Genomic DNA, 23,586 nt, shown 5'->3' on the forward strand with positions numbered 1-23,586 from the left:
AAAAGTGTTTTATATAAGCGAATGGGTTCACGGACCTGTTCGCTTATTGTTAAACACGAAACTTCCATGTATGTAATTCGTCAAAAGTAAAAAAGGGGGTATTAACATGTCTAACTATATACATTTCAAAGGCATACTCACTGAACTCAACGAAACATCATCTCATTTCGCCTTAACTTGTCAAAAACAAGAGGACAACTCTACATTTATACTTAATTTAACGAAAGAAACGCTCCTTTTTCATAGCACATCATATGAACCCCTTCTAGTAAGTGAATTAAAGCGTGGCCATTTTATTCATGCCTATGTCCATGAGCTTCAACCTGCTACGATGATCTTCCCACCACAATTCTCTCCAACACTCGTACTAATAAATGAGGAAGATTTATTCTACGGCAACAAAGTTGGTACATACAATGCGGAAACATCTTTAGTCGAAGCTGATTTACAGATAAACATTAGTCCAAATTCGAAAATATTAAATGCTGTAGGAGAGAGTATAGCGGCTGAAATGCTTGATGGACATGATATAGCTGTATTCTTTAAAATGAGTACACGAAGTATTCCACCACAAACTACACCGCAAAAGATAATATTGTTGGGAGATTAAGTACTTGTAAAAAAGAATCCATTTTAATAGAGTGGATTCTTTTTTACTTTATGTATTGGTTTATTTTTGAACTAAACTACATTGTTTTCATTTATAAGAAACAATATTATAGAGTAATATTGTTTGACTATTTTGTATATAAGGTGGTATGAATAAAGGTGTGGTAGTTTAGGGGGGTTAGCCTATATTCATTAAGCGACAAGTACCAAGTGAAATGTATGCACATAAGCGACTCATTAAACGACTCTCCCCAGATCATCAAAAAATCGAAGCCATCATTCGCCAACTTGAAAATGTAACAGCTGGTTTTAATGGCGAATGTCGTGTAGATCAAATGGTACAAGAAGTACTGTTTAACAAACATTTTTATTACTTCCCAAACTTCGAGTGTCAACTCTCTCCAACTCGTATTGCCCAAATAGATTCGGTTTTACTCACACAAAGCTATATTCTATTAATAGAAATCAAAAATATGCGAGGAACCTTACATTTCCAAGAACAGCCCTACCAACTCATACAAGAACTTGATGGGCAATCCATTGCATATCATTGTCCACAAATGCAATTACTTCGTGCATCAGACACATTTGAGCGCTGGTTAAAAAACATGAAGTTTCAGCAATTACCTATTTATAAAACAATTATTATGCCGAATAACCGTACAGTAATTAAAACTGCGCCTACAACTGTACCGCTAATCATGTCGAAAGAAATCGCACTATTTATTCAAAAGATAAATGAACTCCCTGTAGTAATAAGCGAAGCTCAATTAGAAGCATTGATTCATTCAATTAATGTGAATAATAAATCGTACAAACACAGACCTTTATGTGAAAAATACAACATACCAATTGAGCAAATAAAAAAAGGGATCATTTGTCATTGCGGAACGAGTGGCATCCGTATCTCTGAACGAACATGGCATTGTCCAAAATGCCAAGCAGTTATTCCCAATGCAATCAAGCAAACTCTATACGATTGGTTCAGTATTTGTGCTGAAGAAATTACAATAACCGAATGCATCGATTTTCTAAGCTGTAATAGTAGAACGCTAATTTCAAGAGTATTGAACAACAATAACTATATAGCTATAGGAAAGACTAGATCTAGAAGATTTAAGTTAAATAATGAAGAAACATTTTATCAATAGTTAATACTTTAGCCCAGAAACTTCGTATTATATGAAGTTTCTGGGTTTTTGATTTGAAAAGTAGTGAATAGTTTGAAAGGAAGCCCGAGTAGGTTAAAAAAGAGCTCGAGTAGAACAAAAGGACGTCCAAAAAGAGCGAGTAGATTAAAAGAAAGCTCGAATAGGTTAAAAGGATTGCTGAGTAGGTTAAAAGAGTGCTCGAGTAGAACAAAAGGAAGTCCGAAAAGAGCGAGTAGGTTAAAGAGAACCCGAGTAGGTTATAAAAGGAGAGCTGAGTAGGTTAAATGAGAGCTCGAGTAGAACAAAAGGAAGCCCGAAAAAAGTGAGTAGATTAAAAGAAAGCCCGAATAGGTTAAAAGGAGAGCTGAGTAGGTTAAAAGAGAGCTCGAGTAGAACAAAAAGAAGCCCGAAAAAAGTGAGTAGATTAAAAGAAAGCCCGAATAGGTTAAAAGGAGAGCTGAATAGGTTAAATGAGAGCTCGAGTAGAACAAAAAGAAGCCCGAAAAAAGTGAGTAGATTAAAAGTAAGCCCGAGTAGGTTAAAAGGAGAGACGAGTAGGTTAAAAGAGAGCTCGAGTAGAACAAAAGGAAGTCCGAAAAAAGTGAGTAGATTAAAAGAAAGCCCGAGTAGGTTAAAAGGAGAGCTGAGTAGGTTAAAAGAGAGCTCGAGTAGAACAAAAAGAAGCCACAAAAGAGTGAGTAGGTTAAAATTAAGCCCGAGTAGGTTAAAAGGAGAGCTGAGTAGGTTAAAAGGAGAGCTGAGTAGGTTAAAAGAGTGCTCGAGTAGAACAAAAGGAAGCTCGAGTAGAACAAAAGGAAGCCCGAATAGGTTAAAAAAAAGCTCAAGTAGCAAAAATGAAGCTCAATAAGTCAAATAAACTCGCATGGAAGATTCCACATCACTTTCGCCACAAAAAAACCGCAAAAGGAATCACCCTATTGCGGTTTAAATATATTAAGCGTGCACTACAGATAATGTAGCTAGTCGCTGAACAGCTTCAGCAATTAATTCTTCTTTTTGAACAAGTGCTAAGCGTACATAACCAGCTCCAGCATCACCGAAGATGATACCAGGTACCATTACTACGCCTGTTTCTTTAATTGCGTGATATACAAAGTCGATATCGTTCATTTCTTGATTTGGATATTTTGCCCAGACGAACATACCACCCTTAGAAGGTGTTACGTTCCAGCCAATTTTAGTTAAACCATCCATTAAAATATGGTGTCGTTTTGAGAATGTAGCACGGAGACGATCTGTTATTTCTTCAGCATTGTCTAAAGCAACAATACCAGCTTCTTGGATTGGCTCAAAAGTTCCGTAATCCAAATTAGATTTTAATTCTTGGATAATTGAGATCATCTCAGCATTTCCTGCTATGTACGCAATACGTGCACCTGCTAAACTAAAGCTTTTAGAAAGAGAGTTGATTTCCATGCCGACTTCTTTTGCTCCTGGTGTAGCAAGAAAGCTTGATGGACGGTCGCCTTCAAAGTAGAATTCTGAATAGGCAGCGTCATGTAAAATAATGACATTATATTTACGGCCAAATGCAACTGCTTTTGCGAAAAACTCTTCGTTAGGCATTGCAGGAACTGGATTTCCTGGTAAGTTTAGAATCATCAGTTTTGCTTTTTCAGCAATCTCTACTGGAATTGCATCGAAATCTGGTAAGAAATTATTTTCTTCTAATAAAGGCATATAGTAAGGAATAGCTTCTGCAAGATGAATACCGGCATCAAAGGCTACGTAGGCTGGGTTCGTCGTTAGTACATAGTCACCATTATTACAGAAGGCCATCGGTAAATGGACAAGTCCTTCTTGTGAACCCATTGTTTGAATAATTTCCGTATTTGGATCTAGATCTACATTAGTACGACGTTTGTAATAACGGGCTACCGCTTCGTAGAATCGTTTCGTACCACTTAGTGTATAGCCATATGAGCTAGCTAATGCACTTCGTTCAGACAATACTTTACGTACCTTTTCGTCTGGTGGAAGATCCGGGCTTCCTAAGCTTAAATCGATTAATTTAATGCCTTCAGCTGCTTTCGCATTGGCCGCCGCTTTCAAATCACCGAATATTGCTTTTGGAAACATAGCCATTTTTTTTGATTTTTCGATTTTCACATGCAAGCACTCCTTAGTTGCAAAAGTAATTTTAAGAAATATTTTAACATACTAAAGCTATTATGTAACAGTTAAACTTTAGTAATTTCATATAATTTGATAAAACTTCACTGAATGCTCATGTTTTAAGTGTTTTTTAAACAAAAAAGCATTACTAGTTCATCTTTACTAGTGAAATATTTATAATTAGGTGATATTTATATTGACGACCCTTTAAAATAATACGGATATCCCTCAAATGCATCAAAGAAGTTGGAAAACATATACAATTTAATGTGGTAAACCAAATGTCTATAGTAGGCATTTGGTTTTTTTATGAAAAATCATAAGTGTTTTCTATTAAATACTAATATAAAATCGGTTTTTACTATGAAAATGTTGCAAACCTTATAAAAATTCAAAAAATATAACAAATGTCTTATTATTTGTGTTTTTCTATCATTGATATAGAAAAATTATAAAAATAAATATACTCAACTTAGATTTCATCATAAAAGAAGAGTAATGTTCATATATTTCTTAAAGATAAGACCCATTAAATAAGGTTTAAGAAGAACTTGACGTAATTTATATCATCATATGTAATAATTTCATTTCAAAAAAATGGTATTTGTTTTCTTAATGAACTAAATAAATTAATACTATTGTTATAGGGATAGTACATAATGAATGGTAAAAAAGGAGGTTTGATATGCAAGTGAACGTAATAGATAGACCTAGGTTTTACGCTAAATATGGAAAAAGACTATTAGATATATTCATTTCTAGTATTCTTTTGCCTATTATTGTACTTTTCATGCTAATGATAGCTATTTCATTACTAATTGTATCTGGAAGACCTATTTTCTTTACACAAGAGAGAACTGGATTAAATTACTCAAACTTTCAAATTTGGAAGTTCAGAACGATGCGTATTGATCAAATTCAGAAGAGCAAAGTGAATGACTGGGAAGGTGGGGTACCTGAACAGTTCGTCTTTAAGAATTCACAGGACACGCGGATGACTGGAATCGGGAAATTACTAAGAAAACTAAGCTTAGATGAACTCCCACAAATTATTAATGTTTTAAAAGGTGAAATGAGTTTAGTGGGACCAAGACCTGAAGTGCCTGAAATTACAGCTTATTATAATCTAGAACAGTCTAAAAGATTGTATATGAAACCAGGAATTACAGGATTGGCGCAAATAAATGGACGTTCTAATATTCCTCATGGAAGAAAAATAAATTATGACATTGATTATGTAGAGAATTGCTCATTTCTACTCGATATCAAAATATTAATGCGTACTATACGTGTAGTTTTTAGTAGAGAGGGAGCTTATTGACAAGTACTACAAGTCATATTTCATCCATAAATAGGGCGATTTATTGCCGTGTAAGTAGAAGAATAATGATGTTTGAACGTCATTAATTTTTTCATTACAGATCAAAAACAATCGGAAAGGCATTCAATAAGTTAGTTAAATCATACATGGAGTATAAAGAAAGAATGGCTTAATTAAACTTTTACATAATAGATTCTTAGAAGGTTTTTTAGTATTTGTAGCTGTATTACAGGTAGAACTGTTTACCTTAACAGCGACTATAACTCTAAAATAATACAAAGGTCTAAGAAAGGTGAGGTAATGAAAATTGTTCAAATAATCACGAAATTAGATACAACTGGTGGAGCACAAACACATGTAATAGCACTTACAAAACAACTAGCTCTAGATGGACATGAAATAACAATCCTCACTTCAAAAGGGGCACTTATTTATCAGCCGTTAAATGAAAAGAATATAAGCATTATACAACTTCAACATTTAAAATGGGCTATTAACTTTGTAGCTGATATTCGTGCATTTTTTGAAATACGTTCAATATTACGTCGTATCAATCCAGACGTTGTAGCTCTTCATTCATCAAAAGCGGGTGCAGTTGGAAGATTAGCAGCTTTTTCTTTAAAGTTACCGACTGTCTTTACAGCACATGGTTGGGCATTTACGGAAGGCGTCAAACCAATAAAACGTTGGATTTATCAACAAATTGAGAGAGCATTTGCCCGTAAAACATCCAAAATTATTACTGTATCAAATTATGATTATTTACTTGCTATAGAAAAAAAAGTTGTAAAAAAAGAAAAAATGACGACGATTCATAATGGTATTCAGAGTTATAGTAACAAACCAAGCTTTTCTCAAAATAAAATACCAAAAATCATAATGGTAGCGAGATTTGAGCAACCTAAGCGTCAAGATTTGTTAATCGAGGTACTTTCCTCAATGAATGAGCAAGAGTGGCAGCTAGTATTCATAGGTGATGGAAGAGAAATGGAAGCAGCAAAAGCGTTATCGCTACAACATGATATTGCTCACCGGGTTACATTTCTAGGTTCTCGTGATGATATCAAAACACAATTACAACAGGCTGATCTATTTGTCCTTTTGTCTAATTTTGAAGGACTACCTATTTCTATTTTGGAGGCAATGCGGGCTCAATTACCGGTTATCGCTTCAAATGTAGGGGGGGTACCAGAACTCATTATCGATAGTAAAACAGGGTATGTAGTAGATCATGATATTCAAGTTATTAAAGAGCGGTTGATTCAATTACTAGAGAATCGCGACTTAAGACTACAACTAGGTCATGCAGGATTCCGTTATTTTGAAGATAGATTCTCATTTAATTCTATGTATGATAAAACAGTGAGCCAGTATTTACAGGCTCACAATGAAAAGAAAGAAATAATTGATGTAACCATACTTGATCATCACTAACTATCTATAAATAATTCTTCTCTTGTTCTTTAATTAGACAAGTTACAAAAAGATTTGTAATAAAGGAGGTGATTATCCAAAAGATATTTCATACCAGAAGGAAGAATGAAATTAGTAATACAAAGAAGTTAAGAAATGGAGAGAAGCTTTGAACATACTAGTAACTGGTGGAGCAGGATATATTGGCTCACATATTTGTATCGAGTTAATACAAGCTGGACATGAAATCATTATTGTAGATAACTTTATTAACAGTAATATGGAAGTAATCAATCGTATGCAAGCGATCACTAAGAAAAAAATAACATGTCTCTCCGTAGATATTAGTCTTAAAGAAGATTTAGAAAAGGTGTTTCAAAACTATTCAATTGATAGTGTCATTCATTTAGCAGGCTCCAAATCTGTTCCAGAATCCCTCCTCAACCCAATTAAATACTACTTACAGAATTTAGTAAGCACAATCCAGTTAGTCGAATTGATGAATAAATATAAAGTGCGGCAATTTGTTTTCAGTTCATCAGCAACTGTCTATGGCACCCCAGAACAATGTCCTATCCCTGAAACTGCATCCTTAAATACAACGAATCCTTATGGTACAACGAAGCTAGCTGTTGAAAAATTTTTATATGAGTTTGCGCAATCTAATCAATCTTTTTCAATAGTTTCATTACGATATTTTAATCCAATTGGAGCACATGAAAGTGGCATGATAGGAGAAGATCCTTTTTCCATTCCGAATAATTTGATGCCTTATATAACACAAGTGGCAACAGGTAAATTACCTTATTTAAATATATATGGAAATGATTATCCGACGCTTGATGGAACCGGTATTCGCGATTATATTCATGTTGTTGATTTAGCAAAAGGTCATGTCAAAGCCTTAGAAAGTTTAAAAGGAAAGAATGGATGGAAAGTATTTAATCTAGGTACAGGCGAAGGATATAGCGTCTTACAAGTTGTAAAAACATTCGAATATGTCTCAGGTATTCCAATTAAATACCATATTAGCGACCGTCGTGAAGGTGATGTTGCCATTAGCTATGCAGATGCGACAAAAGCAAAGCAACAACTCGATTGGGTGGCAGAAAAAACACTAGAAGATATGTGTAGAGATGCTTGGAGATGGCAAAGGAATAATCCAAATGGTTATAAGGTAAGGAATTTAGAAGAAAATCAGTTGTTATATATAACTGATTTGTAATTGTTGCATAAAAATGGAATATGTTTTATACTATATTAAACATACTTAATTACTATGATTTAAAATACTTTTCTAAAGCCCTGTAGGAAAACTATGAGGGCTTATTTCCTGTGGTTGAATTGACAGAAATGTTTGCTTATCTGACAATTTAATGATAGGATTAAATCAATTAAATATTCTTATCAAGAGAAGCAGAGGGATAAGGCCCTGTGAAGCTTCAGCAACCTCTGATTTAATCAGAAAGGTGCTAAGTCCTACAAGACAAAAGTCTTGGAAGATAAGAAACGAGCGTGTTAAGTTAGCCCTCATTCTTATCCTGAGAATGAGGGCTTTTTATATACGTGTACATAATAAACAAAAGGAAAAAGGAGAGAAAAAGCAATGCCAATTAATATTCCGAAAAACCTTCCTGCAACGGAATTACTAAAAGAGGAAAAAATTTTCGTAATGGAAGAGGACCGTTCAAAAAGCCAAAATATTCGTCCTTTAAATATACTGATTTTGAATTTAATGCCAGAAAAAGAGAAAACCGAGCTTCAATTATTGCGTCTACTAGGTAATACACCACTACAAGTGAACGTAACGTTTTTAAATACGGCGACTTATGTTTCAAAAAATGTAAGCAAAACACATTTAGAATCATTTTATACGACGTTTGAACATGTTAAACACCGTCGCTTTGACGGTATGATTATAACTGGTGCACCGATTGAATTAATGGAGTTTGAAGATGTTGATTTCTGGGAAGAAATCGTCAGTATTATGGATTGGACCAAAACAAATGTCACATCTGTTTTACATATTTGTTGGGGTGCACAAGCAGCACTTTATCATCATTATGGTATTGGAAAATTCCCACTGGCGAAGAAATGCTCAGGAATTTATGATCATACAATTACAGATCCAACTGTGAAGCTTGTTCGTGGTTTCAATGATATATTTACTGCACCTCATTCACGGAATACATCAGTATCTATAGAAGAAGTTGAAGCTCATCCAAAGCTTAAACTATTGTCAGCCTCTGATGATGCTGGAGTATTTATTGTCATGTCAGAAGATGAAAAACACATTATGATTACTGGGCATTTAGAATACGACGCACATACGTTGGCAGATGAATATACTCGTGACGTTGCTAAAGGGTTGAATATAGAAGTTCCAAAGAATTATTTTCCAAATGATGATCCAGCAAAGCAACCATATAATACTTGGCGTTCACATACCCATTTATTGTTCTCCAACTGGTTGAACTACTATGTATACCAAGAAACACCATTTGAGTGGGAATGATAGAAAGAAATGATCTATTCTATTTGTTAAATGGAATAGAGCTTTTTCTGTTGAGTGTAGATACTCTTTATAAGTAAAGACCATTTTCTATTAAAATTAAAAGGTAAGCACCTTTGAAGCATACTTTATGCTATGATAAATGTAGTTTATCTCGAAGGGAAGACAATCAATGAACTCACCTTTTACTTTTATTCATACAGAACCAAAAAATATGGATCCAGCTAAAAAATACCCTGCTATTTTCTTATTACATGGGATGGGGAGTAATGAGCAAGATTTACCTGGATTAGTAGCTGATTTTAAAGATAGTTGTCATATCTTTAGTTTACGTGGTCCTATTACACAAAAACCTGGTTATGCTTTCTTTACAATTCAAGATATAGGGAAACCAGATCGTCCAGTTTTTGATAAAGTAGTGCATTTTATCCGAGAATTTATAGATGAAGCTTCTTTCATTTATAATATTGATGTAGAGAAAGTTGTATTAATGGGCTTTAGCCAAGGTGCTATTTTAGCACAATCACTAGCATTTATATTAGGTGATAAGTTAACAGCTGTTGTCGCTTTAAGTGGTTATATCCCTGATTTTGTGAAAAACGAGTATCATAAACAATCAGTAGAACATTTGCCAATTTTCATCTCACATGGTGAATATGATTATGTTATTCCTCATCAATGGGGAGTTGAAAGTAAAGACTCCTTTGAATCATTAGGTGCAGCAGTCACTTTTAAGAGCTATCCAGACGGACACGGTGTTACACCAGCTAATCACTTAGATTTAGTTACTTTTCTAAAAGAACAAATTTCTTAACTAAACTATAAAAGATACAAGCAAAATTATGCACTGACATATAAATATAAGACAAATAAAACACCTTTCGTTGAAAAAGGGTATCCTATCTTTATAAATCAACGTATCATGATTGGATATTCCCTTGGCTACCTATGCGTTTTATGGTAGATGGGCTAAGAGAGTTATTTTTCTTTAGTAAAACATTAAGTTGGAATCAACCAACCTCTGTTTTATGTTGGATAGGTTTAGGCAGTTTAGTAGTATTCTTTATGTCTATCCTCAAAGTGGAAAATAAAAATGAAAACACCACTTCAGAACATTCGGGAAACTAAATAGAAGAATATTCAACAAAGCCATGAGCAAAAAGTCGCTCATGGCTTTGTTTTTTTCTATATTAAGTGTAAATAGCAATAACATTATAAATAATATATGACTGAATATTGATTATATATAAACCTCGCTAGTCTATATAATAAAGATCAAAATCCAGCATCTAAGAGAAAATAAAAACCATACTAGCAAAAATCTAGTACGGTTTTAGAATAATAATTGTTACTTAACAGTTATGTCTGCCTTGAATTGCTGAAATAATTGCTCCCTATTTCGTGGAAAAGGGGCATCAATTGCTAATATTCCGTTTTGTTGTAATTGCTCTACCGTTTCAAATATCCAAGGCTTCTCAAGATGAGCTTTTGAAAGTAAGTTAGGTTGTTTGAAAACGGAAACTGGATCACCATGATATAGAATTTGTCCTGCACTCATTACAATGATCTCATCAGCCCATTCATAAGCAAAATGCACATCATGTGTCGATAATATAATGGTTTTATGCGGTTTATGAATCGTATTTAAAAGTGACATGATTTGTTTAGAATAATATGCATCAAGACCTGCAGATGGCTCATCTAAGATAAAGACATCGGGATCCATAGCTAAAACTCCAGCAATAGCGACACGTTTTTTCTGTCCTAAACTTAAAAAATGAATTGGTTTTTGTTGTAGGGGGTTAACTTCAGTTTCTTGCATCGCCCAGTTAACTTGTTCAACTACTTTTTCTTTAGACCAGCCAAGATTTATAGGTCCAAACGAGATATCTTGTTTGACAGTACCAGAAAATAACTGAGAATCCGGATCTTGAAAGACAATACCAACTTGCTCTCGTAACTTTAATAAAGATTTGCGTCCATATTCCATCCGATACCCTTTAAAATATATCTCACCTGAAGAAGGTTGCAATATCCCATTTAAATGCTGAAATAATGTAGATTTACCAGCACCGTTATTACCGAGTAATGCAATTTTCTTGCCCTTTTTTATAGAAAGAGATAGGTCGTTTAATGCAATTGTGCCATCTTGATAGCTATGAGTAAGGTGTTGTATGTCAAAAAATAGCTCATCCATTTAGGCTTCCTCCAAACTGAATATAAACAGAGACAATGCTAACAAAAATAAGTGTAATTACTATCCAATTTTTATTAGAAAATGAATAGTCATTCTCTAATAATGTTATATCGTCCGTATAGCATCGAGAATTCATCGCAATAATTAACTCTTTTGAACGTTGAAACACATGAACAAATAAAGATGAAACAAGTAACCCTAAAGAGTGAATACTTTGTTTCACAGTTAAATAACCAAGACGAGAATTTTGAGCTTGATGAATTTTAAGTGATGTTTCTAAAAAAACGAAAATAAAGCGATATGTGATTTCAGTTAATTCAATTAATAAAGCGGGAACTCTCAGTCTACGTAAGACATGTAAAATATCATGAACAGGTGTAGTCAACGTTAAGAAGTATAAGCAACTAATACTACTTAGTACTGTGAAAAATAATTGAATTGCCGTCTCAACACTACTTTCCGTAATAAAAATATACAATCCTAACAATTTAGTTGTCCAAAGTGCTGAAGTGATTAAGGAATCATTACTTGAAAATGAAATCAATATGGTCAGCATACTCGATAATAGGAAAAAACTAGGGACTAATAATAACTTTAAATAATATTTAAAAGGAATTTTCGCACCTAAAATTGTAAAAACACTCATCACAGTGAATGTGATGAGTGATACAAGTGTATCTTTCACAGTTAACGAAAATAACATCAGAAAAAAGGTGAATACCATTTTTTCTATTGGATGAATATGCTGCCAACGATTCATATAAGCATATTTATCAATAAGAAGCATCTTATATTTGACCCTCTTTGTTATTAACGTTATCTTTGCGTTTGTATTTACCTCTTGTTAGACCAACAAAGTAACCGATAAAACCAGCACCAATGGCTGCTTGGAGGCAGAATAGTAGACTTTCAATTTCACCACTTGGTGGTTCCCAAATACTTGAGAACCAAGGTTCATATGAAGCATTTATTTCACCAATGGCAGCTTCAGCTTCACCATCAGCTCCTCCAAATTCAGCCCCTTTTTGAATGAAAAGAGGGAAGATAGCAAGAATGACAACGACTGAGATTAGTATTACATTTTTTTTCATCGTTGTTCAGCCCCTTTCGAGAATACGCGCAGCGCTTTTAACTCAGCTACGTTGTATTTTTTTAAAAAGTTCATAATGACCACAGTTAAAATACCTTCAGAAATAGCTAATGGAATTTGCGTTAATGCGAAAATAGTACTGAATTTCGTGAAAGAAGCAAAGAATCCACCTACTTCAGAAGGGAATGCAAGTGCTAATTGGATAGAAGTGACTAGGTAAGTGCCAAGATCACCTAAAGTTGCAGCCAAAAATACAGCAAATGCAAAAGTTAAGCCTGCTTTAGAAGCCCCTTTGTAAACACCGTAAGCAATTAGAGGACCAACGACTGCCATTGAAAAGGCATTTGCACCAAGTGTTGTTAAGCCACCGTGAGCTAAAAGCAATGATTGAAATAAAAGAACAATAAAACCTACAATACTCATTGCAAATGGTCCAAATAATACAGTTCCTAAACCTACACCAGTAGGGTGAGAACAACTACCTGTTACAGATGGGATTTTAAGTGCAGATAAAACAAAAGCAAAAGCCCCAGATAAGCCAAGCATCATTTTAGTATCTGGATTTTCCTTAATTGTTTTACGTATTGATCGGAATCCAAGAATCAAAAATGGAATTGTTACTGCCCACCAAAAGATAGCCCATTCTACAGGTAAGAACCCCTCCATAATATGCATGGCAAATGCTTGTTTTGGAACAATCATGACAAATGCTAGAAAATAGATCATTTTCCAGTTAAATATTGATTTTAACTTATTCATATTATTCTCCCTTTTGTTTATGTATTTTTTCTAGATATACAGTTATATACAAATAACACCTCCTATGAAATACCTCTCAGGGTAGGGCGTATAGCGATTTTTCAAATAAAAAGCACCTCTTTCATAGAAAGAAGTGCGTGAAGGAAAAGTCATCAAAAAATAAGACTTACTCACTTTCACACCCATCCTCGTAGGTTGAAACAGTTCCTCTCTTTATGGCAGGTCTCCTGGCTTAGAATCATCATTTTGCTACAGCCTTCCCGTCTATTGACAGTGACATAATGTAGCAAAACTCCTCAACACAGTGGCGGGACCGCGTCGGATTAACACCGACTTCCCTTTTAAGTTAAACGCTAATTTAACACCATAAAGTTTATTGAATTGTTTGATTTCAGAATATAGTGTATCATGAGAATTTTCTTTCTACTAGAAGTTTATTATAGAATTTTCAAAAATATTGAAATTGAGTAGTAAAGTAGATATAACCGTTTTGAACTACTTTATATATGCTAAAATGCTAGTTCTAAATTATGTCAAGATAATATTCATAAAAAAATCTATTTGAATCTAGTAAAATTTAGTATATGATAGTTACAGATTTAGAATTTACTGAATAATACAATTGAATATCAAATTTAAAAGTGCCGACATGTTTGGATTATTAAGCATGTTGGATAATAGGGAAATCGGTTAGAATCCGATGCAGCCCCCGCTACTGTAACGCAGATGAAATGATAATACTCACTGGTGAAATACTGGGAAGAGATCAAAGTAAAGTGACGCGTAAGCCAGGAAACCTGCTTTTATAATTATGAACGATACTTTTCGGAGGGAAAGGTGAAGGCTACAGTGGATGACGCTTATTTTTTTTGTGTTGTCTGAATAATCTAGTTTTTAAACCTTAATTCTTTGAATTAAGGTTTTTTTATTTGCCAAAATAAATAACTAGTTGCCAATTTACCCTATTTCCATAGATTTTTCTTGAAAAATGATGAACACCATATGGGAGGATCACTATGACAACTTGGAATTTAGAAAGTATGAAAAGCCATTTACTTATATGCAATGGAAGTAGTTGTTTGAAGAAAGGCGGGGAGGAGGTAACGCTGGCAGTGAGAGATGAGATTGCTAGGCTTGGGATTGACGAACAAATACATACTACTCGAACTCGCTGTAATGGGCGTTGCAAAGATGCCTGTGTCGTAATTGCATATCCACAAGGTACTTGGTATAAAGCAGAATCTCCTGAAATTGGCCGTCAAATTGTTCGTGATTGTATGGATCAGCAAGTTGCACCGCATGTCGTTTACCAAACGATTAAGGGCAACATGACGAAAAACCCGACATCAGGAGCGATTAAAGGTATTTTGAAAAACAAATAGTTAGATGTAGCGAAAAGGAGATGTTTGAATGTCGCAACTTGGCAAACTTTATGTAGTCGGTTTTGGTCCAGGAGATTTTAAACATATAACAACTAGAGCAGTTGAAGCATTGCAAGAAAGTGATTTCATTATCGGTTATAAAACGTACGTTGAACTCATTCAAGATTTAATTGATAGTAATACATCAGTCATCAGTACAGGTATGACTGAAGAAGTTTCTCGGGCTCAAGAAGCTGTAAGACAAGCTGAAAACGGAAAAAAAGTGGCAGTTATTTCAAGTGGAGATTCCGGTGTCTACGGTATGGCCGGATTAGTTTATGAAGTTTTAATAGAAAAGGGCTGGACAGAAGCAACTGGTGTTGAAATTGAAGTTATTCCTGGTATTTCGGCAATTAACTCTTGTGCTTCTTTACTTGGCGCACCAGTCATGCATGATTCATGTACGATCAGCTTAAGCGACCATCTAACTCCATGGGATTTAATAGCAAAACGTGTGGAAGCTGCGGCAATGGCGGATTTTGTAATAGCTCTTTACAATCCACGTAGTGGCCGTCGTACACGCCAAATTGTTGAAACACAACGTATTTTACTACAGTATCGTTCACCCGACACACCAGTAGGGTTAGTAAAAAGCGCCTATCGTGATAGACAAAATATCATCATCACGAATTTAAAAGATATGTTGAATCATGATATTGGCATGTTAACGACCGTTGTCATCGGCAATTCATCGACATTTTTGTATGACAATAAAATGATTACACCCCGTGGTTACCAAAGAAAGTACACATTGAATGCCGAAAAACAACCACTTAAACCACATCAACGCTTGAAGGAAGAGGCAGAGCCGTGGGCAATGGACCAAGAAACTGGCATTCAGCGTAGTCAAAACATTGATAGTGCACCTGCTTTAGTAAGAGCTAAGCAACCGTCAGTTGTAAATACAGAACCAAAACCAAAAATTAGCTCATTTGAAATGGCATTAGATGCATTAACTCGTGTAACGGGTCAACAAGTGGAAACTCAAACTACTTTTGTACAACAAGAAATGGAATCTATTTTCGAATTAGCCGTAAGCCCTGGAGTTGCCAATAAACGATTTACACCAAAACAAATGATGACATTAGCTGAAGTAGTTGGAGAAAAAGGGACTATGGAATATACACCAAATCATAATATTCTTTTGAAAATCCCAACAACAACACCAGATATCATTACAACTAAACTGCAAGAAGCAAACTTTATTCTGTCACCAGTTGGTGATGTTGTCACAATTAAAGCATGTGATTTTTGTGATGGTGAGAAAACTGGCGGTATTCCATACGCAGAGGAACTTCAAGAAAAACTTGGCGGTCTGAACATGCCTAAAGAATTTAATATCGGTTTTAATGGCTGTGGTATGGCATGTTACAAAGCTGTAATGGAGGACGTCGGAATCGTCTATCGAAAAGGTAAATTTGATCTTTTTGTCGGTGCGAAACCAGTTGGTAGAACGGCTCATCCAGGACAACCGGTAGCAGAGGGCATTGAGCCCGAGAAAATTGTAGAAGTTGTCAGCAATATTGTTGAAGAATATCGTCAAAACGCACATCCGAACGAGCGCTTGTTCAAATACTTCAAACGTGTTAAGCGAATTCAAGGATTTAACTATCAGGATATGTCACCAAAAATTGAAATTGAACCTGCACCTTGCGGGGATTAAAACTAAGGGGGAATTGTATTTATGAAAGCAATATTATTCGTAGGTCATGGTAGTCGTTTAGCAGAAGGTAATGCAGAGGTTAACAAGTTTGTAGAGCAATTAAAGCCAACTTTAGATGATCAACTACTAGTCGAATCTTGTTTTTTAGAATTCGCATCACCAAACATTGCACAGGGAATTGATAATTGTGTCGCTAAAGGTGCAACAGACATCCATGTTATTCCGATTATTTTATTACAAGCGGGACATTCGAAAATTCATATTCCAGCAGCGATTGATGAAGGTAAAGCAAAATATCCTACTGTAGAAATTACATATGGTCGTCCACTAGGTGTACATGAATCCATTTTCTCAATTTTAAAAGAGCGTTTAACAGAAGCTGGTTTCAATCATGAAGAGGAAAATAAAGATACAGCTATTTTATTAATCGCACGTGGTGGTAGTGACCCAGATGCTAACAGCGACTTTTATAAAATTGCCCGTATGCTTTGGGAACAGTTAAATGTTCGTACAGTAGAATGTGCATTTATGGGTGTAACTTACCCGACAGTTGAGGAAGGTATTGAAAGATGTCAGCAACTCGGAGCGAAAAAAGTAATTATGCTTCCTTACTTCCTATTCACAGGTATTCTGATGGAGCGTATGGAAAAAATGGTTTTAAGTTATCAAACTACTTACCCTGAATTAGAAGTGAAATTAGCGGCTTACTTCGGTTATCATGCTGAACTAAAAACAGTATTAGCAGATCGAGTTGAAGAATCACTTCAAGGTGATGTGAAAATGAACTGTGATACTTGCCAATACCGTATCAATGCAATGGAATTTGTAGAGCATCATCACCATCATGACCATGATCACGACCACGATCACGACCATCACCACCATGAACACGATCACGAACATGCAGGTACAGCAAAATGATTTTGTTTTTAGCAGGTACGAGCGATGCCCGAGCATTGGCAATAGAGTTACAACAAACTGGATACCCAGTTTTAGCAACTGTTGTCACTGAATCAGCAGCAAAAAGTTTAATTGAAGCAAATATAGAAACGCATATTGGACGTCTAACAGCTGAAGATATGGCTCAATTTATTCAATCAAAAAACCTACAAGCTGTAGTTGATGCATCTCATCCATTTGCAGAAGAGGCATCAAATAACGCGCTAGAGGGTGCAAGATTAGCAAGTGTGCCATATATCCGTTATGAACGTGAAAGTCAGCAATTCGAAAATGACAAATTAATCTTAGTAAGAGACTACGAGGAAGCAGCGAATTTGGCGGCCGAAAAACGGGGTGTCATCATGCTAACAACTGGTAGTAAAACACTTGGTACATTTACTGAAAAGTTACTAGATTTAGAAGGTACAAGAGTCATTGCCCGTATGCTACCACGTTTAGACAATATGGAAAAATGCGCAGAGCTTGGTGTAGAACAAAAGAATATTGTTGCTATTCAAGGCCCATTTTCAAAAGAGCTTAATATAGCTCTTTATAAGCAATACGGTGTCACTTTAATGATTACAAAAGAAAGTGGCAAAGTAGGTTCAGTTGATGAGAAATTAACAGCAGCTCTGGAATGTGGTATTGAAACAATTATGATTGCAAGACCGAAAGTGGCTTATGAAAATGTGCATTCTACTTTTATTGATGTTATTCAAGCATTACAAACTCAACTTTCCCAAATTTAGGAGGTAACAAGTATGGATTTCAGAACAGATTTTAAACCTTTAACAGTTGATCCAGATAAAATTTATGAACATAGTTTTGCTACTATTTTAGAGGAATATGGTCCACATGATTTTACAGAAGATGAATGGAAAATCATTCGTCGTATTATACATGCTTCAGCCGATTTTGATTTAGGTCGTTCAGTAATTATTCATTCAGATGCGATTGAAGCAGGTATTAGAGCTATTCGTTCTGGTAAAGCAGTTATCGCTGATGTGCAAATGATTGAAAGTGGCACAGGGCATAAACGTTTTCAAAAACACGGTGGAGATGTATATTGCTACATTTCTGATGAAGATGTTTCGAAAGCAGCAAAAGAAGCAGGTGCTACACGTGCTATTATGTCAATGCAAAAAGCTGCTCATTTACATGAGGGTGGTATTTACGCAATTGGAAATGCACCAACTGCATTATTAGAATTGATTCGCTTAATTAAAGAAGGAGTAGTAAAACCTGATTTAATTATCGGAATGCCTGTAGGTTTTGTATCTGCTGCAGAATCGAAAGAAGAATTAGCTAAAATCACAGAAGTACCGTTTATTACAAACCTTGGACGTAAAGGTGGTAGTACCGTAACTGTTGCGGCACTTAATGCAATCTCTCTATTAGCTGACCAGGCTTAACGATGCAAAAGAAAGAGAAAAAAGATCCATCGCAAATGCGTCATGGCTATACAACAGGCGCTTGTGCAACGGCCGTAACGAAAGCAGCTTTAACGGCGCTTATTACTGGTGAAGCACAAGAAACAGCAACGATCCATTTGCCGGTGGGCCGAGATGCGACATTTACTATAGAAAAAAATACCTTTGAAGAAAATTCAGTAAGTTGCGAGACGATAAAGGATGCTGGAGATGATCCAGATGCAACACATAAAGCATTGATTATTTCTACTGTCAGTTGGGGAAATCAACCTGGAATTATTTTAGACGGAGGAGTCGGCGTGGGACGAGTGACCAAGCCGGGTCTTCCTGTTCCTGTTGGAGAAGCAGCTATCAATCCTGTACCAAGGAAAATGTTGAACACTACTGTACAAGAAACGCTAGATGAATTTCAAATTGATCGCGGCGTTAAAGTTGTCATTTCTGTTCCAGATGGAGAAGAAATTGCTAAAAAAACGTTAAACGGTCGATTGGGAATTATCGGGGGAATTTCGATATTAGGTACTAGAGGAACTGTTGTACCATTTTCTAGCTCTGCCTATATGGCAAGTATAGTACAGGCGATTAGTGTAGCAGTAGCCATGGGTTGTGAACATGTCGTGTTAACAACAGGGGGGCGAAGTGAAAAATATGGCATGCAACAATATGAAGGACTTTCTGAGGAAGCCTTCATTGAGATGGGTGATTTTGTCGGTTTTGCACTAAAGCATTGTAAACGATTAGGTATTAAAAGAGTGTCATTAGTAGGCATGATGGGGAAATTTTCGAAAGTGGCCCAAGGTGTCATGATGGTGCACTCGAAAAGTGCTGCTATCAATTTTGAATTCATGGCACAACTTGCAAAAGACGTAGGAGCACCTGACGACCTAGTTCAAGAAGTGGTAGGAGCAAATACAGCTTCTCAAGTAGGTGAGCTGATGATGGAAGCAGGTTACGATCAATTCTTCAATCATTTATGTGAAGCTTGTTGTACAGCTTCTCTCAATCATGTACGGGGTGGACTTATCATGGACACTGCAATTTATTCCATGAAAGGACAATTATTAGGGAGGGCTGATGGCATTGACTCAATCAATTAAATTGATCGGAATAGGTGATAACGGACAAGAGAGTTTATTACCTCAATACATATCGTGGATTGAAGAAAGTGAAGTATTGGTAGGTGGAGAAAGATTACTTGAATTCTTTCCTTATTATATAGGAGAAAAAATTGTTGTAAAAGGTGGGTTACAACCTCTAGTAGAACAATTAAAAAATGAAAAGCGCAAAACGGTCATTTTAGCATCAGGAGATCCTTTGTTTTACGGTCTAGGTGGTTATTTAGCAAGCAAAATAGATGTCGAAGTTTATCCCTATTTTAGTTCTATTCAATTAGCTTTCTCAAAAATGGGAGAGAGTTGGCAAGATGCGTATTTATTAAGTGTTCATGGACGAAGTATGAAGGGCTTAGCGCAAAAAATCGATGGCAAGTCGAAAATCGCATTATTAACAGATACAGATAATAGCCCGAGCAAGATTGCTGAATATTTATTATCCTTTGGCATGACAGAATACCGCGCTTTTGTTGCAGAAAACATACAAGGTGAAAGCGAAAAATACGGTTGGTATGAATTAGAGGACATGAAAAGTCTCGAATTCTCTCCATTAAATGTTGTCATTCTAAAAAAAGTTGGAGAAAGCTCAAAATGGACATTAGGCATTGATGACGAAGAATTTTCACAACGTAAACCCGATAAAGGGTTGATTACAAAAAAAGAAATTCGTGTTCTAAGTTTATATGCCATGCAATTAACGAGTAGCAGTATCGTTTGGGATATCGGTACATGTACGGGTTCAATGGCTATTGAATCTGCGAAGTTGGCACCAGAGGGACAAGTATTTGCGATTGAAAAAAATGAAGGTGATCTAGAAAATTGCCTACAAAATCAACGGAAATTCCGTACAGATATAACAGCGATTCACGGCAAAGCGCCTGAAGGACTTGAAATATTCCCGAATCCAGATGCCATTTTCATTGGTGGTACAGGTGGTAACATGAAGGATCTATTGAAAGTAAGTTGTGAGCGTTTAACTCAAAGTGGAAGAATTGTTTTAAATGCTGCGACCATTGAAAATTTATACCGCGCGAATGAAGCATTTGAGGAGTTTGGTTTTGAAACATCTATTATGCATGCCCAAATTTCTAGAAGTAAACCAATTTTAGGTATGAAACGATTCGTACCATTGAATCCAATCTTTATAATTACGGCTAAACGAAAGGAAGAAATCCATGAGTAATTTAGGTACTTTATACGGTCTAGGAGTAGGTCCTGGAGATCCTGAACTAATAACAGTTAAAGCATTCCGTGTGATTCAGGAATCGCCAGTTATCGCTTATCCGCGAAAACGCAAAGGAAGTAAAAGCTATGCACAACGCATTGTTGATGTATATATCCGTCCAGGTGAAAAAGATATGCTTGGTCTTGTTTTCCCAATGACGAAGGACCAAGCGATTCTGGATAGAGAGTGGAATAAAGCAGTAGAACTAGTATATGAAAAATTACAAGAGGGAAAAGATGTTGCTTTTGTAACTGAAGGTGATCCATTACTCTATAGTACATTCATCCATATGATGAAGTTGATGCAAGAATTGCACCCAGAAATAGAGATTAAAACAGTTCCGGGTATATCATCTTTCAACGGTTCAGCATCACGTTTAGGTATTGCACTTGCTGATGGAGATGACCATGTTGCGATTATTCCAGCTACCGATGATTATGCTGCTATGAAAAAAGCACTTGAAGATCATGATGCTGTCGTATTCATTAAAGTGGCAAAGGTAATGGATCTAATGATTCAAATTTTAAAAGAGTTAAACCTATATGACAAGGCTTCTGTCGTAACAAAAGTTACTTCTGATGAGGAAGTCATTTGGACAATGGATGAATTAGAAGATGCAGAGCTAGAATACTTAACATTAATGGTGGTGCGTAAATAATGAAGAAAATATACATAGTTGGGGCAGGTCCTGGAGATCCAGATTTAATCACAGTGAAAGGCTTAACCATTTTACAAACGGCAGATGTTGTGATGTATACAGATTCACTAGTAAATGATGAGCTTATTGCTAAAGCAAAGCCAGAAGCTGAAGTAATTAAAACTGCAGGTATGCATTTAGAAGAAATGGTCGGTGTTATCGTTGATCGAGTAAATGCTGGTAAAACTGTAGCACGCATCCATACAGGTGACCCTGCAATGTACGGTGCGACAATGGAACAACTAGCATTACTTAAGAAGGAAGACATTCATGCAGAAGTCATACCAGGTGTTAGTTCGGTTTTCGCTTCAGCTGCTGCTATTGGTGCTGAGCTAACAATTCCAGATTTAACACAAACACTTATTCTAACTCGAGCAGAAGGCCGTACTCCAGTACCTGAATTTGAAAAACTTCGTGATTTAGCAAGTCACCATTGTACAATTGCATTATTTTTGAGCGCTACTTTAACAAAGAAAATTGTCAAAGAACTACAAGCAGCAGGTTGGAGCGATGATACGCCAATAGCCGTAATTCAAAGAGCTTCTTGGCCAGATCAAAAAATCGTTCGTACGACATTGATAAATTTAGATGAAGATATGCGTAAAAATGGTATTCGTAAGCATGCAATGATTTTAGCAGGCTGGGCGCTTGATCCTAATATTCATGACAAAGATGAATACCGTTCAAAATTATATGATGCAACATTCACTCATGGATTCCGAAAAGGTGTGAAACCGCAATGATTGAATTACAAGAAGGTATTGAACCAGTTGTAGATCAACATAATCAATATGCCATAGTCGCTATAACGAAACATGGTGTACAAACAGCACGTAATTTGCATCGTTCATTTGTACACTCAGACGTTTACTATATGAGTAAATTTGAACAAGGTGATGAACAACAAAAGCATATTCAACTATTTACAGGAAGTGTGCGTATGTTGTTACCGACACTGTTCAAACAGTATAAAGGTATCATCATGATTATTTCACTTGGTGCTGTAGTACGTATGATTGCACCTATTTTAGTAGATAAAAAGACAGATCCTGCAGTGGTTGTCATTGATGACCGTGCGGAAAACGTCATTAGCGTTCTGTCAGGTCATTTAGGTGGTGCAAATGAATTAACACACGAAGTAGCTTCTGCTTTAAATGCTCGTGCGATTATTACAACTGCATCAGATGTCCAAAAAACAATTCCAGTAGACCTTTTCGGTTCTCGCTTTGGCTGGGTTTGGGACTCTTCAGATAAGTTAACACCTGTAAGTGCCTCCGTAGTAAATGAAGAACCTGTTGCAATCGTACAAGAGTCAGGTGAAAAAAACTGGTGGCATCTGAAAACACCATTACCAGAAAATATCAAACAATATCCGAGTATTTCAAAGGCTCTAGAGGCAAAGCCAAAAGGGGCATTAATCATTACGCATCGTTTGTTAACAAAAGCTGAAGAAGCCATTTTAGAAAATGGTGTTGTGTATCGTCCTCAAAATGTCGTAATCGGTATGGGTTGTAATCGCGGTACATCTGCAGATGAGATTGAACAAGTTATTCTGGATACACTGCAAGAACTTCAAATTTCGATTAAAAGTGTCAAGGCACTATGTACAATCGATTTAAAAAAAGATGAACAAGGTTTTCTCCAAACTGTTGCGAAATACGGGTGGGATTTTAAGTACTACACACCATCTGAATTGAATATAGCCACAATTGAAGCACCATCTGATACTGTATTTAAATATACAGGGGCTTATGGTGTAAGTGAACCAGCAGCTCGCTTATATACTGGTTCAGATGATTTAGCTTTAGTTAAGAAAAAATCAGGTAACACAACTATTTCAGTTGCCGTTATTTCACATAATGAATAGTATAAATTGCTAATTAAAACCGGTTGTTTGTGCCGGTTTTAATT

General features: G+C 35.8%; 23 protein-coding genes and 3 riboswitches. Of the genes, 18 read left to right on the forward strand and 5 right to left on the reverse strand.

What is annotated here, in order from left to right:
* Nucleotides 1-106 precede the first annotated feature (106 nt).
* From AMD00_RS01185 to AMD00_RS01195, 3 genes are all read left to right on the forward strand, one after another.
* Nucleotides 107-610: a hypothetical protein gene (locus tag AMD00_RS01185; protein WP_053415277.1), complete on the forward strand. Its 504-nt coding sequence runs from the start codon at nt 107-109 to the stop codon at nt 608-610.
* Between the two features lie 214 nt (nt 611-824).
* Entirely contained in the window at nt 825-1,760 is a 936-nt protein-coding gene (locus tag AMD00_RS01190; RefSeq protein WP_053415278.1) for a nuclease-related domain-containing protein, read from the forward strand.
* Nucleotides 1,761-2,082: 322 nt separating this feature from the next.
* The gene (locus AMD00_RS01195) at nt 2,083-2,628 is read left to right on the forward strand and encodes a hypothetical protein (protein WP_053415279.1); all 546 of its coding nucleotides are present in this window, start codon (nt 2,083-2,085) and stop codon (nt 2,626-2,628) included.
* Nucleotides 2,629-2,714: 86 nt separating this feature from the next.
* Here AMD00_RS01195 and AMD00_RS01200 read toward each other — a convergent pair whose 3' ends face one another.
* Nucleotides 2,715-3,890, reverse strand: coding sequence for an aminotransferase class I/II-fold pyridoxal phosphate-dependent enzyme (locus tag AMD00_RS01200; protein WP_053415280.1), 1,176 nt, complete (start codon nt 3,888-3,890; stop codon nt 2,715-2,717).
* A gap of 691 nt (nt 3,891-4,581) precedes the next feature.
* Between AMD00_RS01200 and AMD00_RS01205 the strand changes: the two genes are divergently transcribed.
* The 5 genes from AMD00_RS01205 (at nt 4,582) to AMD00_RS01225 (ending at nt 9,956) form a co-directional block, all read left to right on the forward strand.
* Complete coding sequence (locus tag AMD00_RS01205) at nt 4,582-5,217, forward strand: sugar transferase (protein ID WP_053415281.1); 636 nt, start codon at nt 4,582-4,584, stop codon at nt 5,215-5,217.
* 300 nt (nt 5,218-5,517) lie between these two features.
* On the forward strand, nt 5,518-6,651 hold the full coding sequence (locus AMD00_RS01210; protein ID WP_053415282.1) for a glycosyltransferase family 4 protein: 1,134 nt from the start codon (nt 5,518-5,520) through the stop codon (nt 6,649-6,651).
* Nucleotides 6,652-6,799: 148 nt separating this feature from the next.
* Nucleotides 6,800-7,855: a UDP-glucose 4-epimerase GalE gene (gene galE, locus AMD00_RS01215; protein ID WP_053415283.1), complete on the forward strand. Its 1,056-nt coding sequence runs from the start codon at nt 6,800-6,802 to the stop codon at nt 7,853-7,855.
* 176 nt (nt 7,856-8,031) lie between these two features.
* A riboswitch (SAM riboswitch) is annotated at nt 8,032-8,139 on the forward strand.
* Nucleotides 8,140-8,236: 97 nt separating this feature from the next.
* Nucleotides 8,237-9,145, forward strand: a complete 909-nt coding sequence (metA, locus tag AMD00_RS01220) for a homoserine O-acetyltransferase MetA (RefSeq protein ID WP_053415284.1) — start codon at nt 8,237-8,239, stop codon at nt 9,143-9,145.
* Nucleotides 9,146-9,314: 169 nt separating this feature from the next.
* The gene (locus AMD00_RS01225; protein ID WP_053415285.1) at nt 9,315-9,956 is read left to right on the forward strand and encodes an alpha/beta hydrolase; all 642 of its coding nucleotides are present in this window, start codon (nt 9,315-9,317) and stop codon (nt 9,954-9,956) included.
* 534 nt (nt 9,957-10,490) lie between these two features.
* Here the strand turns inward: AMD00_RS01225 and AMD00_RS01230 are convergent.
* Genes AMD00_RS01230 through AMD00_RS01245 form a run of 4 tightly spaced genes read right to left on the reverse strand, consistent with a single transcriptional unit; the run spans nt 10,491 to nt 13,188 of the window.
* A complete protein-coding gene (locus AMD00_RS01230) occupies nt 10,491-11,339 on the reverse strand; it encodes an energy-coupling factor ABC transporter ATP-binding protein (protein ID WP_053415286.1) in 849 nt (282 codons plus the stop codon).
* A complete protein-coding gene (gene cbiQ, locus AMD00_RS01235; protein WP_053415287.1) occupies nt 11,332-12,126 on the reverse strand; it encodes a cobalt ECF transporter T component CbiQ in 795 nt (264 codons plus the stop codon). The genes AMD00_RS01230 and cbiQ overlap by 8 nt, the downstream gene beginning before the upstream one ends.
* A gap of 1 nt (nt 12,127) precedes the next feature.
* Nucleotides 12,128-12,430, reverse strand: a complete 303-nt coding sequence (locus tag AMD00_RS01240) for an energy-coupling factor ABC transporter substrate-binding protein (protein WP_053415288.1) — start codon at nt 12,428-12,430, stop codon at nt 12,128-12,130.
* On the reverse strand, nt 12,427-13,188 hold the full coding sequence (locus AMD00_RS01245) for an energy-coupling factor ABC transporter permease (RefSeq protein ID WP_053415289.1): 762 nt from the start codon (nt 13,186-13,188) through the stop codon (nt 12,427-12,429). The genes AMD00_RS01240 and AMD00_RS01245 overlap by 4 nt, the downstream gene beginning before the upstream one ends.
* A 200-nt stretch (nt 13,189-13,388) precedes the next feature.
* Nucleotides 13,389-13,572: riboswitch (cobalamin riboswitch) on the reverse strand.
* A 238-nt stretch (nt 13,573-13,810) separates the two neighbouring features.
* Nucleotides 13,811-14,007: riboswitch (cobalamin riboswitch) on the forward strand.
* 197 nt (nt 14,008-14,204) lie between these two features.
* On the opposite strand from AMD00_RS01245, the gene AMD00_RS01250 reads away from it, so the two are divergent.
* From AMD00_RS01250 to AMD00_RS01295, 10 genes are read left to right on the forward strand one after another with little or no spacing between them, the layout of a single operon-like run.
* Nucleotides 14,205-14,570 carry a (2Fe-2S) ferredoxin domain-containing protein gene (locus tag AMD00_RS01250; protein WP_053415290.1) on the forward strand — a complete coding sequence of 122 codons (366 nt, stop codon included), beginning with the start codon at nt 14,205-14,207 and terminating at the stop codon, nt 14,568-14,570.
* Nucleotides 14,571-14,598: 28 nt separating this feature from the next.
* Nucleotides 14,599-16,272, forward strand: a complete 1,674-nt coding sequence (gene cobJ, locus AMD00_RS01255; protein ID WP_053415291.1) for a precorrin-3B C(17)-methyltransferase — start codon at nt 14,599-14,601, stop codon at nt 16,270-16,272.
* Nucleotides 16,273-16,293: 21 nt separating this feature from the next.
* The gene (locus tag AMD00_RS01260; protein WP_053415292.1) at nt 16,294-17,193 is read left to right on the forward strand and encodes a sirohydrochlorin chelatase; all 900 of its coding nucleotides are present in this window, start codon (nt 16,294-16,296) and stop codon (nt 17,191-17,193) included.
* Nucleotides 17,190-17,960: a precorrin-6A reductase gene (cobK, locus tag AMD00_RS01265; protein WP_053415293.1), complete on the forward strand. Its 771-nt coding sequence runs from the start codon at nt 17,190-17,192 to the stop codon at nt 17,958-17,960. Before AMD00_RS01260 ends, cobK begins: the two co-directional genes overlap by 4 nt.
* A 12-nt stretch (nt 17,961-17,972) precedes the next feature.
* Complete coding sequence (locus AMD00_RS01270) at nt 17,973-18,623, forward strand: precorrin-8X methylmutase (RefSeq protein WP_053415294.1); 651 nt, start codon at nt 17,973-17,975, stop codon at nt 18,621-18,623.
* Nucleotides 18,624-18,625: 2 nt separating this feature from the next.
* Nucleotides 18,626-19,738 carry a cobalt-precorrin-5B (C(1))-methyltransferase gene (locus AMD00_RS01275; RefSeq protein WP_053415295.1) on the forward strand — a complete coding sequence of 371 codons (1,113 nt, stop codon included), beginning with the start codon at nt 18,626-18,628 and terminating at the stop codon, nt 19,736-19,738.
* A complete protein-coding gene (gene cbiE / locus AMD00_RS01280; protein WP_083446060.1) occupies nt 19,716-20,936 on the forward strand; it encodes a precorrin-6y C5,15-methyltransferase (decarboxylating) subunit CbiE in 1,221 nt (406 codons plus the stop codon). Before AMD00_RS01275 ends, cbiE begins: the two co-directional genes overlap by 23 nt.
* A complete protein-coding gene (gene cobI, locus AMD00_RS01285) occupies nt 20,929-21,636 on the forward strand; it encodes a precorrin-2 C(20)-methyltransferase (protein ID WP_053415296.1) in 708 nt (235 codons plus the stop codon). Before cbiE ends, cobI begins: the two co-directional genes overlap by 8 nt.
* A complete protein-coding gene (gene cobM, locus AMD00_RS01290) occupies nt 21,636-22,418 on the forward strand; it encodes a precorrin-4 C(11)-methyltransferase (protein WP_053415297.1) in 783 nt (260 codons plus the stop codon). The genes cobI and cobM overlap by 1 nt, the downstream gene beginning before the upstream one ends.
* Nucleotides 22,415-23,542, forward strand: a complete 1,128-nt coding sequence (locus AMD00_RS01295) for a cobalt-precorrin 5A hydrolase (RefSeq protein ID WP_053415298.1) — start codon at nt 22,415-22,417, stop codon at nt 23,540-23,542. The genes cobM and AMD00_RS01295 overlap by 4 nt, the downstream gene beginning before the upstream one ends.
* Nucleotides 23,543-23,586: the final 44 nt, after the last annotated feature.

The organism is Viridibacillus arvi (assembly GCF_001274945.1).
GTDB classification, from domain to species: Bacteria; Bacillota; Bacilli; order Bacillales_A; family Planococcaceae; genus Viridibacillus; species Viridibacillus arvi.